The organism is Telluria sp. ZT3P26, from assembly GCF_059686035.1.
Window position 1 is genome coordinate 654132 of sequence record NZ_JCASII010000001.1, and the last position, 15868, is coordinate 669999.

Annotated in this window: 14 protein-coding genes and 1 tRNA gene; 11 read left to right on the forward strand and 4 right to left on the reverse strand. The window is 60.8% G+C overall.

Going from position 1 to position 15868, the window contains the following annotated elements; translation table 11 throughout:
- The first annotated feature begins 2 nt into the window (after positions 1–2).
- The 6 genes from AC56LN_RS02845 (at position 3) to AC56LN_RS02870 (ending at position 7434) form a co-directional block, all read left to right on the forward strand.
- Complete coding sequence (locus AC56LN_RS02845; protein ID WP_499569850.1) at positions 3–1619, forward strand: DHA2 family efflux MFS transporter permease subunit; 1617 nt, start codon at positions 3–5, stop codon at positions 1617–1619.
- 27 nt (positions 1620–1646) lie between these two features.
- Positions 1647–3089 (forward strand): efflux transporter outer membrane subunit, encoded by a 1443-nt coding sequence (locus AC56LN_RS02850; protein WP_499569851.1) that lies wholly within the window; start codon positions 1647–1649, stop codon positions 3087–3089.
- Between the two features lie 163 nt (positions 3090–3252).
- Positions 3253–4890, forward strand: coding sequence for a methyl-accepting chemotaxis protein (locus AC56LN_RS02855; RefSeq protein WP_499569852.1), 1638 nt, complete (start codon positions 3253–3255; stop codon positions 4888–4890).
- Between the two features lie 88 nt (positions 4891–4978).
- Complete coding sequence (locus AC56LN_RS02860) at positions 4979–5386, forward strand: cell envelope biogenesis protein TolA (protein WP_183555851.1); 408 nt, start codon at positions 4979–4981, stop codon at positions 5384–5386.
- 192 nt (positions 5387–5578) lie between these two features.
- The gene (locus AC56LN_RS02865) at positions 5579–6418 is read left to right on the forward strand and encodes an HDOD domain-containing protein (protein WP_499569853.1); all 840 of its coding nucleotides are present in this window, start codon (positions 5579–5581) and stop codon (positions 6416–6418) included.
- Between the two features lie 71 nt (positions 6419–6489).
- Positions 6490–7434: a choice-of-anchor A family protein gene (locus AC56LN_RS02870; protein ID WP_499569854.1), complete on the forward strand. Its 945-nt coding sequence runs from the start codon at positions 6490–6492 to the stop codon at positions 7432–7434.
- Positions 7435–7458: 24 nt separating this feature from the next.
- On the opposite strand, the gene AC56LN_RS02875 is transcribed toward AC56LN_RS02870, so the two are convergent.
- The 3 genes from AC56LN_RS02875 to AC56LN_RS02885 form a co-directional block, all read right to left on the reverse strand.
- On the reverse strand, positions 7459–8679 hold the full coding sequence (locus tag AC56LN_RS02875) for an MFS transporter (protein ID WP_499569855.1): 1221 nt from the start codon (positions 8677–8679) through the stop codon (positions 7459–7461).
- 142 nt (positions 8680–8821) lie between these two features.
- Positions 8822–9430 (reverse strand): IMPACT family protein, encoded by a 609-nt coding sequence (locus AC56LN_RS02880; protein ID WP_499569856.1) that lies wholly within the window; start codon positions 9428–9430, stop codon positions 8822–8824.
- Positions 9431–9499: 69 nt separating this feature from the next.
- A tRNA-Lys gene (locus AC56LN_RS02885) sits at positions 9500–9575 on the reverse strand.
- A 263-nt stretch (positions 9576–9838) separates the two neighbouring features.
- On the opposite strand from AC56LN_RS02885, the gene AC56LN_RS02890 reads away from it, so the two are divergent.
- The 5 genes from AC56LN_RS02890 to AC56LN_RS02910 are packed head-to-tail and all read left to right on the forward strand — an operon-like array spanning position 9839 to position 15068.
- On the forward strand, positions 9839–11731 hold the full coding sequence (locus AC56LN_RS02890; protein WP_499569857.1) for an HAD-IIIC family phosphatase: 1893 nt from the start codon (positions 9839–9841) through the stop codon (positions 11729–11731).
- 1 nt (position 11732) lies between these two features.
- Positions 11733–11990 carry an acyl carrier protein gene (locus tag AC56LN_RS02895; RefSeq protein WP_499569858.1) on the forward strand — a complete coding sequence of 86 codons (258 nt, stop codon included), beginning with the start codon at positions 11733–11735 and terminating at the stop codon, positions 11988–11990.
- Positions 11991–11994: 4 nt separating this feature from the next.
- Positions 11995–13521 (forward strand): MBOAT family O-acyltransferase, encoded by a 1527-nt coding sequence (locus tag AC56LN_RS02900; RefSeq protein ID WP_499569859.1) that lies wholly within the window; start codon positions 11995–11997, stop codon positions 13519–13521.
- Between the two features lie 45 nt (positions 13522–13566).
- Entirely contained in the window at positions 13567–14676 is a 1110-nt protein-coding gene (locus tag AC56LN_RS02905) for an SGNH/GDSL hydrolase family protein (RefSeq protein ID WP_499569860.1), read from the forward strand.
- Positions 14673–15068 carry a VOC family protein gene (locus tag AC56LN_RS02910; protein ID WP_499569861.1) on the forward strand — a complete coding sequence of 132 codons (396 nt, stop codon included), beginning with the start codon at positions 14673–14675 and terminating at the stop codon, positions 15066–15068. The genes AC56LN_RS02905 and AC56LN_RS02910 overlap by 4 nt, the downstream gene beginning before the upstream one ends.
- 70 nt (positions 15069–15138) lie before the next feature.
- Here AC56LN_RS02910 and AC56LN_RS02915 read toward each other — a convergent pair whose 3' ends face one another.
- Entirely contained in the window at positions 15139–15735 is a 597-nt protein-coding gene (locus AC56LN_RS02915; RefSeq protein ID WP_499569862.1) for a hypothetical protein, read from the reverse strand.
- Between the last annotated feature and the right edge of the window lie 133 nt (positions 15736–15868).

A 15868-nucleotide genomic window follows, 5' to 3' on the forward strand; every position in this document is an offset into this window, starting at 1 on the left:
CCATGACGAGCTTGAGCAAATCAGCCCCGTCGGGCGCGATGGGCAGCGGGATGCCCGGCGCGCCCGCCAACGGGGCCGCAGTCGACCTGCGCACCTGGGTCGCGATCGCCGCCGGCATGCTGGGCGCCTTCATGGCGGTGCTCGACATCCAGATCACCAATTCGTCGCTGCGCGACATCCTCGGCACGCTGTCGGCCACGCAGGAAGAAGGCTCGTGGATCTCCACCGCCTACCTGTGCGCCGAGATTGTCGTGATCCCGATGACGGCGCTGTTCACACGCGCCTTCGGCATGCGCAATTACATGGTGGGCACCACCGTACTGTTCCTCGTGTTCTCGACGCTGTGCGGCGCGGCCTGGAGCCTCGAGAGCATGATCGTGTTTCGCATGCTGCAGGGCTTTACCGGCGGCGCGCTGATCCCGATGGCGATGATGCTCGTGATGACGCGCCTGCCGCCGTCCAAGCGCGCCACCGGCATGGCCATCTTCGGCCTGACGGCAACGCTGGCGCCGGCCATGGGCCCGACGCTGGGCGGCTATCTGACCGAGCTGTATGGCTGGCCGTCGGTCTTCTACATCAACTGGGTGCCGGGCGTGCTGCTGATTGCCGGCATGCTGTGGGGGATGGATCCTGAAAAATCCAATGTCCGCACGCTGATCAAGGCCGACTGGCTCGGCATCGCGCTGATGGCCATGGGCCTGGCGTGCCTGACGATCTTCCTGGAGGAGGGCAACTCGAAGGACTGGTTCGATTCGAGCTTCATCGTGACCTTCGCCGCGCTGTCGCTGACCGGCATCCTGGGCTGGATTGCGCTCAGTTTTACGCGCCCCGATCCGTTCGTGAACCTGGCGCTGTACGGCCAGCGTAACTTCCTGGTCGCGACGACGCTGTCGGCGGTGATCGGCATGGGCCTGTATGGCTCGGCCTACCTGCTGCCGCTGTACCTGGGCCAGATCGCCGGCTACACGCCGATGCAGATCGGCGAAGTGATTGCCTGGGTCGGCCTGCCGCAACTGCTGGTGATGCCGTTCGCGGCCAAGCTGTCCTCCAAGGTGGACAACCGCATCCTGTGCAGCTTCGGCCTGTTCATGTTTGGCATCTCGTGCATCATGAATTCGACGATGGATGCCACCACCGGCTACGACCAGCTGATGTGGACCCAGGTCGTGCGCGCCATCGGCCAGCCGTTCGTGATGCTCACGCTGTCGAACTTCGCCATGTCCGGCCTGCCGCCGCGCGAAATGGGCTCGGCCTCGAGTCTGTTCAACATGACGCGCAATCTCGGTGGCTCGGTCGGCATCGCGCTGCTGGCCACCACGCTGACCAACCGCGAACACTTTCACTCGGCGCGCCTGGGCGAGTCCGTATCGACCTATGCGCCGGCCACGCAGGAGCGGCTCGACATGCTGACCCAGGCCTTCATCGCCAAGGGCATCGACCCGGCGGCGGCGGCCAACCAGGCACTGGGCGTGGTCGACCGCCTCGTGCGGCGTGAATCGTATGTGATGGCCTACAACGACGGCTTCTGGATCATCGGCATCATCCTGATCGGCTGCATCGCGGCGATCTGGATGGCCGACAAGGTTAAGTCGCCCGGCGGTGGGGGCGGTGGTCACTGAACCCGCATTCAATTGAAAAGACAAACCATGTTCAAGCCTGTACTTGACGGCGTCCTCGCGATCGCCATCAGCACCCTGTTCGCCGGCTGCACCACGCTGGGCCCGGATTTCAAGGCGCCGCCGGCACCCGCCGATGCGGCATTCCGCCACGTCGATGCCAGCACGGACGGCGCGCACCTGCCTGCCACCTGGTGGCAGGTGTTTGGCGACGCGACGCTCGATACGCTGGAAGCGCGCGCCTTGCGCGACAACCCGGGCGTCGAAGCGGCGGCCCAACGCCTGCTGCAGGCGCAGGCGCAGCTGGGCGTCGTGCGCGCCGGGCAGCTGCCGTCCGTGTCGGTGGGCGCGGGCGTGTCGAATGCCCGCACGTCGAGCGAAACGTCGCAGGGCCTGGCCCTCGGCGGCCGCTCGATCGAGGGCAACAACTACAGTGTGGCCGCGTCGTTCTCGTATGAGCTCGACCTGTGGGGCCGCGTGCGCCGCATCGTCGAAGCGAGCGACGCGCAGGCACTGGCCGCGCAGATCGATCGCGATGGCGTGCTGCTGATGCTCTCGGGCCAGGTGGCGTCGAATTACTGGCAGTTGCGCGGGCTGGACGCCGAAATGGCGATCCTGCGCGATGCGCTGGCAACGCGGCGTGAGTCGCAGGACCTGATCGAAGCGCGCTTCAATGCCGGGCTGTCGAACGAGCTCGATGTGTCGCGCACCCGCATCGAGCGTGCCAACGCCGAAGCCGACCTGCACGAAGTCCAGCGTCAGCGCAACCTGGTCGAGCATGCACTGGCCACGCTGGTGGGCGCGTCGCCTACTGCACCGCTCCTGCCCGAGACGGCGGCGGGCGCATTGCCGCAGCCGCCAGCGATTCCGGTGGGCCTGCCGGCCAGCCTCGTGGGCCAGCGCCCCGACCTGGCGGCCAGCGTGGCGCAGCTGAAGGCGGCCAATGCGCAGATTGGCGTGGCCGAAGGCGCGTTCTATCCGGCGCTGTCGCTGACAGGGAACTTCGGCTACGCCTCGCAAAGCCTGAACGACCTGGCCAGCGGCGGTGCGCGCCAGTTCTCGGCCGGGCCGCTGGCCCTGTCGCTGCCGATCTTCGACGGTGGCCGCAACCGCGCCAATCTGGCGCTGGCGCAAGCGCGCTACAACGAGGCACGGGCAAATCACGAAACGCGCCTGCTGACGGCGCTGCGCGAAGTCGAAGATGCGTTGTCGGACGTCGAGCAGCGCTCCAGGCAGGGCGAGGTGCAGGCCCAGTCACAGCAGGCGGCGGCGCGTGCGCTGCTGGTAGCGCAGGCGCGCTACGACCGTGGCGTGTCGACCTATCTGGACGTGACCGATGCCCAGCGCAGCACGCTGGCGGCCGACCGCGCCGCAGCGCAGATCCGCACCCAGCGCCTGCTGGCGACGGTGGCGGTGGTGCGTGCCCTGGGTGGTGGCTGGGAGCAGGGCGCGGCGCTGGCAACCGTGCGCTGACACGCGCCGACCCGTGGTTGTCACGACCGACCACGGGCAGGTGTTGCGTAATGGTGCACACGATTCAGATTTGATTCCAATGGGCAATATCGGGTGATATATTTGCGCTCGCTGAAAGAAAACAGACAGTTTTCTTTGCGACCCATATATCTCGACCCTTCCCATGAAAAACAAGAACCTCACGATCGGCGCCCGGCTGGCTTTCGGCTATGGCGTCGTCTTTTTGCTGATGATCGTCCTGGTCGCGTTGGGCGCAAGCCGCGTGGGGCGCATCGAAAATGTCCTGAATTACATCAATGACGTCAACAGCGTCAAGCAGCGCTACGCGATCAATTTCCGCGGCAGCGTGCACGACCGCGCGATTGCCTTGCGCGACGTGGTGCTGGCGGCTGATCCGGCGGGCGCTGCAACGCCCATCGCGCTGATCAAGACGCTGGACGACAACTACGCGCGCTCGGCCGGCCCGCTGGACGCCCTGTTCGCCGAGCGCACCGACATGCTCCCAGAAGAGAAGGACGCGCTGGCCGCCATCAAGGCGCAGGAAAACATCACCAAGCCGCTGATCGAGCGCGTGATCGCGCTGCACGCTGCCGGCCAGGGCGCCGAAGCAGCCGCGCTGCTGTCGCAATCGGCCGCGCCGGCGTTCAGCGGCTGGCTCGCCAGCATCAACCGCCTGATCGATCTCGAAGAAAAACTGAATAACGAAGCGGCCGCCGATGCCCGCGCGATGGCCAAGGGATTCGTCGGCTGGATGGCGCTGCTGTGCGTCGGCGCGATTGCCGCCGGTTCGCTGGCTGCCTGGTACACGGCCCGTGGCCTGCTGCGTCAACTGGGCGGCCAGCCGGATTACGCGGCATCGATCGCCTCGGCCATTGCCGGCGGCGACCTGGGCGTGGCGATCGTCACCCGCCCGGGCGACAACAAGAGCCTGCTGTTTGCGATGCAGGGGATGCGCGACAGCCTGGTGCGCATCGTGTCCCAGGTGCGCAACGGCACACTGGCAATCAGCGCCGTGTCCACTGAAATTGCCGATGGCAACCGCGACCTGTCCAGCCGCACCGAGCGCCAGACCGGCACGCTGCACGCCACCGCCACGTCGGTCGCCCAACTGACCGGCATCGTGCGCCAGAACGCCGAGAATGCACGCCAGGCCAACAGCCTGGCCGAGTCGGCATCGGCCGTGGCGCTGCGCGGCGGCGAGGTCGTCGCGCAGGTAGTCGACACGATGGCGTCGATCAACGAATCGTCGAAGAAGATCGTGGACATCATCGGCGTCATCGATGGCATCGCGTTCCAGACGAACATCCTGGCGCTCAATGCCGCTGTCGAAGCGGCGCGTGCCGGCGAGCAGGGCCGTGGATTTGCCGTGGTCGCCACCGAGGTGCGCAACCTGGCCCAGCGCTCGGCAGCAGCAGCCAAGGAAATCAAGGTCCTGATCGGCAGCTCGGTCGAGCGCGTCGATGCGGGCGCCGTGCTGGTCGACCGCGCCGGCGAGACCATGGGCGAGATCGTCACGGGCGTCAAACGCGTGACCGACATCATGGCCGAGATCAGTCATGCGACGGTCGAGCAGAACGCCGGTATCGAGCAGGTCAATGGCGCGATCGGCCAGATTGACGAAGCCACGCGCCAGAATGCGGCGCTGGTGCAGCAGGCCAGTGGCTCGGCGGCCACGCTGGAAGACGAATCGCAGCGCCTGGCGCAGCTGGTGAGCATCTTCCGGCTGGAGGGCGACGCACACGCTGCTTCGCCTGCCAGGGCAACAGCCGCAGCAGGCTATCAACCGCATTTGCTTAATTGATTTTTTAATAAGTGTACGGTGCCGCACAGAGCGGTTGCTGGGGATGGCGTTTAATGGCTACACCAACAACCTAATAAGGGACATCACCATGAAATCGTTCATCGCCACCTTGATCACCGCCGCTGCCTTCGCCGCTGTTGGTATCGCACCTGCAGCCGCCCAGACCGTCAACAAGGCTGCGCACAAAACGGCCATGGACAAGGCCAAGGCCGACTACAAAGTCGCCAAAGACAAGTGCGACGCCATGAGCGGCAACGCAGAAGACATCTGCGAAGATGAAGCCAAGCTGATGCGCGCAAAGGCCGAACACGATGCAGTGGTGAAGTTCGACAACACCGGCAACAACGTGATGAAAGCCCGCGGCAACGTCATCGAAGCCGAGTACGACCTGGCTGACGAAAAATGCGACGCCCTGAAAGGCGATGCAGAAGACAAGTGCGAAATGCAAGCCAAGTCGACCCGCGATGCAGCACGCGACGCCAACAAGGCCAAGTAATTCCTGAACCGGACCTGGCCGCACCTCACTGCGGTCAGCGCCTGTCATGACGACGTCGTCCCCGGACTTGTTCTGCGGACGACGTTGTTGTATCCGGCGTGCGTGTGGCCTTGACGCCACAGTTGGCGCGTGCCGGGCATGGGGCATGCAGACACGCCCGGTGGGGCTTACGGCGGGCGCTATAATCGCCGGGTGAACAAACTCGAAGCATTTGGATACATCGCCGCGCAAGCTGTCCGCGGCGAAATTACGTTCCCCACCAGCGTGAATGCCGTGCTGCGCCTGCAGCAGGCGCTCGACAATCCCGATTGCCATATCGATGAGGCAATCAGGCTGGTGCTGGCCGAACCACAACTGGCTGCGCGCACGGTCGCCATGGCCAACACGGCGGCATGTGGCGGCAGCAGTTCGCTGCCCGTGACCAATGTCCGCACCGCCGTCACGCGCATCGGCTACCGCCGCCTGCAGGCGCTCGTCGCGAGCCTGGTGGTACGCCAGTTCGGCAACCGCATCAAGGATCCACAGCTGCGCGCCAAGGCGGAACAATTGTGGGAGCACACGACCCACATGGCCGCGCTTGCCTATTCGCTGGCGGGGCGCGTGACGGGCGTCAATGCCGACACTGCGCTGTTCGCTGGCATCGTGCACGAGGTCGGTGCTTTCTACCTGCTGGCGCGGGCCGATGAATTTCCCGGCCTGCTCGATGACGATGCCGACAACTGGGGCGCGCTGTGCGAGGACGTGGTCAGCGCCGAGGTCATGAAGAAGCTGTCGATTCCGCCGGCCGTGGCCGAGGCCATTGCCGACATGCGTGGCGGCTGGCTGAATATGCCGCCCGCGACACTGCTCGACACGCTGCTGATGGCCAATCAGTACGCGCCGGTGCCGTCGCCGCTCGACGCCCCGCGCGAGCCACTGCCGCCGCACGATGAAAACGCGATCGACTTCGTGTTCGATGAAGTCACGCTGGCCGAGATACTGGAAGAAGCGGCCGAGACCGCACGTGCAATGGGTGGTATCGCGCTCGTGTAATGTGCTTGCTGTGCAGAACCGCTTGTGGTGATGATACTATTAATCATTATCAATTTCTGCATGGAATTATCGTGATTAAGCTTGGCATATTGCTAACAGCAGCACTGGCAACGACCGGTGCGCACGCCGGCGTGCTCGATATCGGTTCGGTCATGGGTGGTGCCAATGTCTTCACCGTTGGCAATTTCACCGCCAACTCGAGCGATGTCGAAGGTGCCATCGTTTCCGGGGGCAATGTCTCGATCGCCAGTTACGCAGTCAACCAGAACGGCAAGGCCGCGTATGGCGGCTATGCGGTGGCCGCAGGCGGCAATCTGTTCTTGCAAAACGGCGCGATCAGCAACGGCAAGACCTATGCCGGCGGCACCACCACACTGAGCAATGCCGCGCAGACGCCCGGCACCACCATCAGCCCGGTCGATTTTGCCGTTGCAACCCAGCAGTTCAAGGATATCGCCAGCGGCCTGAGCCTGGTTGCATCCACCGGCACGGTCACGCGCCAGTACAGCGCCAACAAGGTCACTGGCAGCGGCAAGGGCGGCGTCGACGTCTTCAATGTCAACGCCGACTTCTTCAACGGCGGCGACAACTGGATGCTGAGCGGACTGAGCGCAGGCCAGACGCTGATCTTCAATATCAGCGGCAAGCAGGGCGGGTTCAATGGCGGCAATATCGGCTTTGAACCACTGAGCGGCTACAACGTGTTGTTCAACTTCTATGAAGCTGAGACAGTCAACGTCAAGGGCATCATCGGCAGCGTGCTGGCGCCGTATGCCACTGTCGAAAACGGCTGGGGCGTGATCAATGGCCAGGTGGTTGCCGATACATGGAACTCGAGCGTCCAGGTGAACTCGAACCATTACTTCAAGCCGGTTGACGTGGCGGGCTTCGAGCTCGTCAAGAACACGCCGCCGGCCGAGGTGCCCGAGCCGGGCACGCTGGCGTTGATGCTGGCTGGCGCAGCGGGCATCGCTGGCGTTGTCGCCTCGCGCCGGCGCCGCCTGCGTCCGGACTGAGCAAGCGGCTGAACTTGATTCTCGTTACGCTGGCGGCGAAGTTGCCGGCTGTGCTTCGCTGAGCATACGCTCGACTGTCCTGGCCAACTCGCGCGCTTTCCACTGGCGACGGGTCAGCATCAATGCCGTCAGGATCACACCGCAGAGCGCCATCGCCGCCGCAACCCACTGCGGCGCCGTGTAGGCAAAGCCCAGCGTCAGCGGAATCCCGCCCAGCAGGGCGCCCAGCGCATTGCCGACATTGAAGCCTGCCTGACCCAGCGACGAGCCCAGCATCTCGGCTTCGCGCGAATGCTCGATCAGGAGCACCTGGACCGGCGGACCGATCGCCAGCGCGTTGGCGCCAGTCAGGAACGCCAGCACCACCATCGCAATTTTCGACTCGGCCATCAGGCCATTGCACAGCAGCAGGGCGGTCATCGAGACCATCAGGATCAACAGGGCTGGCAGCGGATGGAATTTGTCGGCCAGATAGCCGCCAAACTGCACTCCGACCGTCATGCCGACGCCGACCGCCGTCATGATCAGCGGCAGCGCACCCGTGCTGAAGCCCGTGACATCGGTCAGCAGCGGCGCGATATAGCTGAACCACGCAAAGAAGCCGCCGGTACCGATCGACACGATGCCCAGGGCCAGCCACAGATCGAGGTGCCTGAAGATGCGCAGGTCCTGCATCAGGCCCGTGCGTTTGCTTGGCGCGATCGGCGGCACCCACTGATACAGGCTCCACATGGTCAGCAAGCCAATGACCGCGACGATCAGGAACACCATGCGCCAGTCGAACGCATGACCGATCCAGGTACCAAGCGGCACGCCCAGCACATTGGCCAGCGTCAGGCCGGTAAACATCATGGCCATCGCCGCCGCTGTCTTGCCGGGTTCGGCCAGGCGGCTGGCGACGACCGCGCCCACGCCGAAGAAGGCGCCATGCGGCAAGCCGGCCAGGAAGCGCGACGCCATCATCGTCTCGAAGTTCGGCGCGAACGCCGACATCGCATTGAACACGGCAAACATCAGCATGAACCAGATCAACACGGTGCGCGGCGGACGGCCGGCGACAATGGTGACGAGGGTCGGCGCGCCGACCACCACACCGAGCGCGTAGGCGGTGATGAGGTAGCCGGCTTGCGGAATGCTGATCTGCAGACCGTTGGCAATATCGGGCAGGATGCCCATCATGACGAATTCGGTCATGCCAATGCCGAAGCCGCCAAGGGCGAGGGGAAGTAGGCTTTTCTTGATCACAGGGGAGGTGGTTGTACTGCGGTGGAAAATGATCCCTGCCGACGGAGGAATTTGCGGCTGGGTCTGTCACTATACCGGCTGCAGGCGCAAACGTCCGCTCACGAGTCGTGATGACAGGTATAGGGCGCCCGAATGGGCCGGCTCAGCCGGGCAGTGATTCGTCGTCGTCCGGCGGCCACACAATGCGGCCATGGCCCACGTCGCCCAGTCGCGCGCGGATGCCGTCAGCGTCGCTGGCCGGCAGGCTGAACGTGAACTGCACATCGTCGCCATGGGCTACCTCGTCGAGCGTGGCGCCGGCCGCATCGAGCTCGCGCCGCAGCATCCCTTCCATCGCATACGGCGCGCTGCAGCGCAGCTGGCGCAGCTTGATGATCGGAATCTTCGGCGCGCCAAGCAGCGCCTGCGCCACGCTGTCGGTATAGGCCCGCACGAGGCCGCCTGCACCGAGCTTGACGCCGCCGAAGTAGCGCACCACCGTGGCCAGCACGCCATCGAGATCCTGGTGGCGCAGCACATCGAACATCGGCCGCCCGGCAGTGCCACTCGGCTCGCCATCATCGACCGCCGCCGACTGGCCGCCGGCCAGCAATGCCCAGCACACATGCGCCGCACCAGGATGCTGCGCGCGCAGCGCCGCCACGACCTGCTGCGCGCCAGCACGGTCAGCCATCGGCTGCACGCACGCGATGAAGCGGCTTTTCTTGATGATCAGTTCGTGGTGGACGGCGCTGGCAATGGTCTGGGGCATGGGGCGCGCAGTAAAAGAACAACGAAAACGACAACGCCAACCCGAAGGTTGGCGTTGTCGATGAATCTTTGGTAGGCCGTGCGGGATTCGAACCTGCGACCAACGGATTAAAAGTCCGCTGCTCTACCAGCTGAGCTAACGACCCGAAGAAGACGAGATTATAGCGGCACTTGGCAGATTTACCAAGTGCTTCCAGTCACTTTTCTGGGTAACGTCGCTGATGCTCCCTATATCGGGTTGGCTTGACTGTTGCGCCGGCCCATCATAGTTCTGATTTTTGGTACGAGAACTAAAAAAAAACTATCTATAAGGCAAGCTAATTTCTATACTTCAGGTTGCACTAATAATAATGTTTCTTACTATAATTTCATGTTTAACAATTCTATTGTTAACGAATGTCGAGAGAGTATGTCAAGTCCGGAACTCACCTGGTTGCCGCATCAACCTGATTGGAATGAATGTTTGCGACGCGTCACGGCGCTGGATAACGCTTCAGCGTGGACTGCGCTAGGTGAACTGGCCAACGCGCGTCTCGATATGATGGCGACGACCAAGCTAGATCGTCAACTGCTCAAGCTGTTCAAGCAATGTCCGGTCCATCTTGAGACAAAACCGGTGCGGCTTGCCGTATTGGGGTCCTCCACGGTTGACCATCTGCACGCAGGCATCCGTGTTGGCGCCCTGCGCCGCAATATCTGGGTCAGCCTGTATCAAGGAAATTACGGTCAATATGTTCAGGACATCCGTGATGAAGGCTCGGACCTGCATGCATGGGCGCCGAATACCGTCTTGTTCGCCTTCGATGCCAGGCATCTGCTGGCTGGTTATCAGGTCGGCGAATCGTCAGAGGCCAGCGAAGTGCGCGTCGCTGCGGCAATCGATCATATTGTCGGGTTGTGGCGCTCCGCGCGCAGCAAGTTCGGGTGCGAGATCATCCAGCAAACCATCCTGCCCATTCACCCGCGGCTGTTCGGCGAAAATGAAAACCGGCTGCCCGGGTCGCCTGCTGCACTCGTGGCACGCCTGAACGAACAGCTCAGGAAATGCGCTCTCGACGAGGGCGCTACGTTGCTGGCGCTCGATCATTGGGCAACCGAGGATGGCTTGGCAGCGTGGCACGATCCGGCGATGTGGCACCGCGCCAAACAGGAAGTGCATCTGGCAGCCATGCCTATGTATGGCGACATCGTCGGCAGGATTCTTGCGGCGCAGCAAGGTAAATCCCGCAAATGCATGGTGCTCGATCTCGACAATACGTTGTGGGGCGGGGTCATCGGTGACGACGGCATCGACGGCATCGTGCTGGGACAGGGTAATGCGCTGGGGGAGGCATTCAGCGATTTCCAGCGCTATGCAAAAGACCTATCCAGGCGCGGTGTGATTCTTGCAGTGTGCTCAAAGAACGACGAGAAGAACGCCTTGTTGCCATTCGAGCAGCACCCGGACATGATTCTCCGGCGCGACGATATCGCCTGCTTTTCTGCCAGTTGGGGTGATAAGGCGACCGCTATTCGCGCGATTGCCCGTCAGCTCAATATTGGTCTTGATGCCATCGTGTTCGCAGACGATAACCCATTTGAACGCAATATTGTTCGCCGCGAATTGCCGATGGTGGCCGTGCCCGAGTTGCCGGAAGATCCGGCCTTCTATACCGCGACGATTGCGCGCGCCGGTTACTTCGAAGGCATCGCAATGACGGCGGAAGACGCCATGCGCACGCAACAGTACAAGGCGAATATTGAACGAGAATCCGAGCGCGACAGCGCGACCGATCTGCCCAGTTACCTCAAGAGCCTCGACATGACGCTGCACTGGAGCCGATTCACGTACTCGGACCAGGCGCGCGTGGTTCAGCTGATCAACAAAACCAACCAGTTTAACCTGACCACCAGGCGTTACTCCGCCGACGAAGTCGGCAAGCTTCTGGAAAATCCGGCGGCGCTACCGCTTCAGATGCGGTTAGTCGACAAATTTGGCGACAACGGCATTATTTCAATCGTCATCGGTTATCTGATTGAGAAAACAATCGATCTCGACACCTGGCTCATGAGTTGTCGCGTGCTCGGCCGGCAGGTCGAGCACGCGGTGCTCGGCATCGTCGTCAATGAGGCGCGGCGGGTGGGTGCAAACCGCCTGATCGGTCACTTCCGTCCAACGGAAAAGAACAGCATGGTCGCAGAACACTACCTGCGTTTGGGCTTCACGGCGCTGCCAGACCAGTCAGGGACGGATCAGCAATTCGAATTACACCTGGATGCCTACCAGGCGCTCCCCACCTTTTTTGTTATCACGGAGAACTAGCATGACCGAAGCAGACGTATTACTCAAACTTGAAGAAATTTTCCGCGATCTGTTCGATCTGCCCGATCTGCAGCTCAATGTCAGCATGAGCGCTGACGACATCGACGAATGGGACTCAGTCAACCACGTGATGCTCGTTGTCCAGGTTGAACGCGAATTCAAAATCAAATTTCACACGGCGGAAGTCGAGGAAATGAAGAATGTTGGCGACTTGGTGAAACTGGTCGTTGGAAAATTGGGTAAGTCGACACCGCGCTGAAACCATGCTGTTTAACTCTTATGTTTTCATTGCATTTTTCCTGCCGGTAGCACTGGCAGGATTTTTTGCAAGCGCGCGCTATGGTCGCCAATCGGCCGCAGCTTGGCTGATTCTGGCGTCGCTGGTGTTCTACGCATGGTGGAATCCCGCCTTCCTTCCGATTCTGATCGCGTCGATTCTGATCAACTACGGTATGTCTGAGGTCGTGGCCAGGTCTGGTCAGCGCCCGGCATTGCAAAGTGCGTTGCTGGCGCTTGCCGTTGGCTTGAATCTGCTGGCGCTGTTCTACTACAAGTATTTTTTCGAGGTTGCCAAGTTCCTCACTGAAAACGCCGGTTTCGAGGTGCATGCCGATCCAATTCTTCTGCCTCTGGGCATCTCGTTCTTCACATTCACCCAGATCGGCTACCTGATCGATGTGAAGCAGGGCGTGGCCAAGGAGCGTGGGTTCTTGAATTACGTCTTGTTCGTGACGTTTTTCCCGCACCTGATCGCCGGGCCAATTTTGCATCACCGCGAAATGATGCCGCAATTTGCCGAAAAACTGACTTACCGTTTTTCGCTCATTAATTTCTCGGTCGGCGTGACGATATTTGTCATGGGGCTTTTCAAGAAGGCCGTCCTTGCTGATCCCCTGGGTGGCGACGTCACTGCCGGCTTCGATGCCCCCGGCGATTTGTCCTTCTACGGTGCCTGGTGGGTCGCAGTTCGCTATTCGATGCAACTGTATTTCGACTTTTCGGGATACTCGGATATGGCCATCGGACTGGCATGCATGTTCAATGTGCGCTTTCCGCTGAACTTCAATTCCCCATTCAAATCGCAAAGCATCATTGAATATTGGCAGCGTTGGCATATGACGTTGACGCGCTATCTAAACCAGTATTTGTACAACCCAATGGCACTGGCAGTCGTGCGCTGGCGCAGCGATCACGGCTTCGGCACCAAGCGTGCCAATCAGAAGACACTTGGCGGGTTTTTGTCGATGACTGCCTTACCGACCATGCTGACCATGGCGCTGATCGGCCTGTGGCATGGCGCCGGGTTGCAATTTCTGTTGTTCGGTTTACTCCACGGCGCCTACCTGACCGTCAACCACGCGATGCGAATTTTCAGGGGGACTGCAAACGAAAGTTCCACGCCATGGGCGGCGTGGCTACGCCGCATCCTGAATATTGCAGCGACGTATATCGCCGTCGTTGTCGCACTCGTGCTGTTTCGCTCATCATCGCTGGACAATGCGATCACGATGTATCAGAGCATGCTGGGGTTGAACGGGTTTGTGTTCGCGGTCGGAAAAGCCGACATGATCTGGCTGCTGGTACTGGCAATCATCGTCTGGGGCTGCCCGAACGTACAGCAAATCATGGGGCAGTTCGGTCCTGCGCTGACCAAGGTCGATGCGTTTTCGAAGCGTGTGCCGTTGATCTGGAAAGCCAATGCCAGGTGGGCATGCGCGGTTGGCGTGATGCTGGCGGTCTCCCTGATGGCGCTCGGCGGCACATCCGAGTTCATGTACTTTCAGTTCTGATGTCAGCAACGATTACGCAAGACAACCTTTTTTATAGAAGAAAACATGCTGGTACAAGATGATATCGGCAGGAGCACACTCCTGTCTTACCTGGCGACGTTACTGCTGTGCGTGACTGTGGTCATGGGCGTCTCATGGGTATATACGGCCACGCAGCGCGAGCGCTTCCTGGAAACGGGTTACTCGGTATGGAATGCCAAGCGCTCCCTGGTGAGTCACTGCGACCTGGGCCAGGTAGCGATTTTCGGCGACTCGCGCGCGGACTCCGCGCTGATTCCCGCGCGCTTGAAAAAGGTCGCTACCAATTTGGCCGTCGCCGGTGGCACACCAATCGAAAGTTACTTTTTCGTCAAATCGATGCTGGCATGTGAGTCGAAGCCGGCAGTGATGATGTTGTCATTTAATCCGGGGGCGTTCGAGATCATCCAGCCTTGGTTGTGGGATAACGCTGCACGTTACGGCGCGCTTGGATGGCGCGAACTTTCCGAGGTGCGGCGTGAAGCGGCACGCCTGAACGACAAAAGCTATCTGGCAGTAACGCCGAAACTAGGGCTCGATGGTATCGTCCGCGATATCGCCTATGCTTACGGGTTTCCGGCGATTTACTTCGACAGTCTTCTTGACAGCCGGTTGATGGCGAGAACGGACATGAATCGCCAAAAATTCAATGAGGTGGTTCTGGCGCGCGGGTACCCTTCGTACGGTCGTGCAGCCCAGCAGGCCGGTGCTCGCAACGCCATGGAACATACACCGGTTCCGTTTGCGCCGCTTCCCATTCAGCAAAGCTATTTTGAAGCGACGCTGGCAATGCTGGAGCGTGCCGGCATCAAGACTTATTTCTTGATTACGCCGTATAACACCAACACTGGCAACACGCATGACCAGCGCTATAACGCGGCCTATCTCGCTTATCTGCACCGTGTAGATTCGCAATATTCAGGTTTCCAGTTGCTACAGCATCAGCAGCCGGTGTGGACCGAGACGATGTTTGTCGATGGCGCACACCTTAGCCAGGAAGGGGCGCAAATATTCAGCGAACTCTTGAATCGTTGTATCGAGGATGCTGCCGACATGACCGATCTGGGAATTGCATGTAATTTCAATCAGGCAGCCGGCGCTGCCGAACTGCTCAAAGCGGATTTGGTAAAGAAATGAAATTTGATCATATCGGTGTATTCGTCCACGATATCGCAGTTGGCGATGAGGCCATCAGCAACATCATCCCGATCACCAGACGCTCCGAGATCTTTACTGATCCTGTCATCAAGGTAAAGGTGCAGTTCTTGTTTGATGCGTCAGGCATCTGCTATGAGCTGGTCGCGCCGTTCGGAGAGGGAAATCCGGTGGACGGGATCTTGAAGTCGCGGCGCAATATCCTGAACCATGTGGCCTACAGCACAGCCGATTTCGATGCGACTCTCGACAATTTGCGTTCGAAAGGCGGGTTCCCGCTCAATGAGCCAAAACCCGCAGTCGCGTTCGGAGGCAAGCGGGTGGTGTTCCTGATGACGGAACTGAATTTTATTATCGAGCTGATCGAAGCTTGATCACCGCGATGAATTTTTTGGCGCCTTAGCAAGCGTCAACGCCAACTATTTGGCGTTGACGCTTTTTCGATTACGTCGTCTTCTTGTCCAAGTCGCCGTGGTAATCCTCGCCCTGCTCTTCGGCGTGCTGTTCACCTTCTTCCGCTACGTCTTCGCCTTCAATGACTTTGTCCTCCGCCTGCACGTCGTGCATTGCATGCGGCTCGAGTTCCTCCGCGCTCGTATTCATCCGCACGAACAGGCCCCAGGTTGCGAGCAGGGCGGCGGCGGCGATACCTATTGACGCAGCGTGTGGCAAATATTCAGGGCTGCCATGGACGAACTGGAAGACCCCGATCAGGCACTCGACCGACAGGGACACGACGACCACGATCAGGAAGCGCGACAGAAAGCGACGCACGCGGGTTGGCGAGCTGATGTTGGCTTCGCGCTGGATTTCTTCTTCCAGCACGGTTTGCCCAAGGCCCAGAGCGGCGACGGCAATGGTCAACATGCCGATGCATTCCAGGATGAGGTCGAAGCGTTCGCGGGCAGAAGTATCGGCGGAAGGGCTGAGGGCAGACCAGATTTCGACGCCAGCCAGCACGACGAGGCCGATGCCGCAGGCGAAGAACAGGATGACGATGAACACGTAACCGAGTTCGAAGAGTTTTGTTATGGCTTTCACGGGGGGGGGCGGTTGTTGTAAAGATGCGAGACTTTAGCAGTAAAGGTTGCGTTGGCGATGTTCAGGAGGTGGTGGGTGTGGACGTTGTGCGACAGCGGGTGGGGAGCTTGCACAGCGGTTGGAGTTACACCTG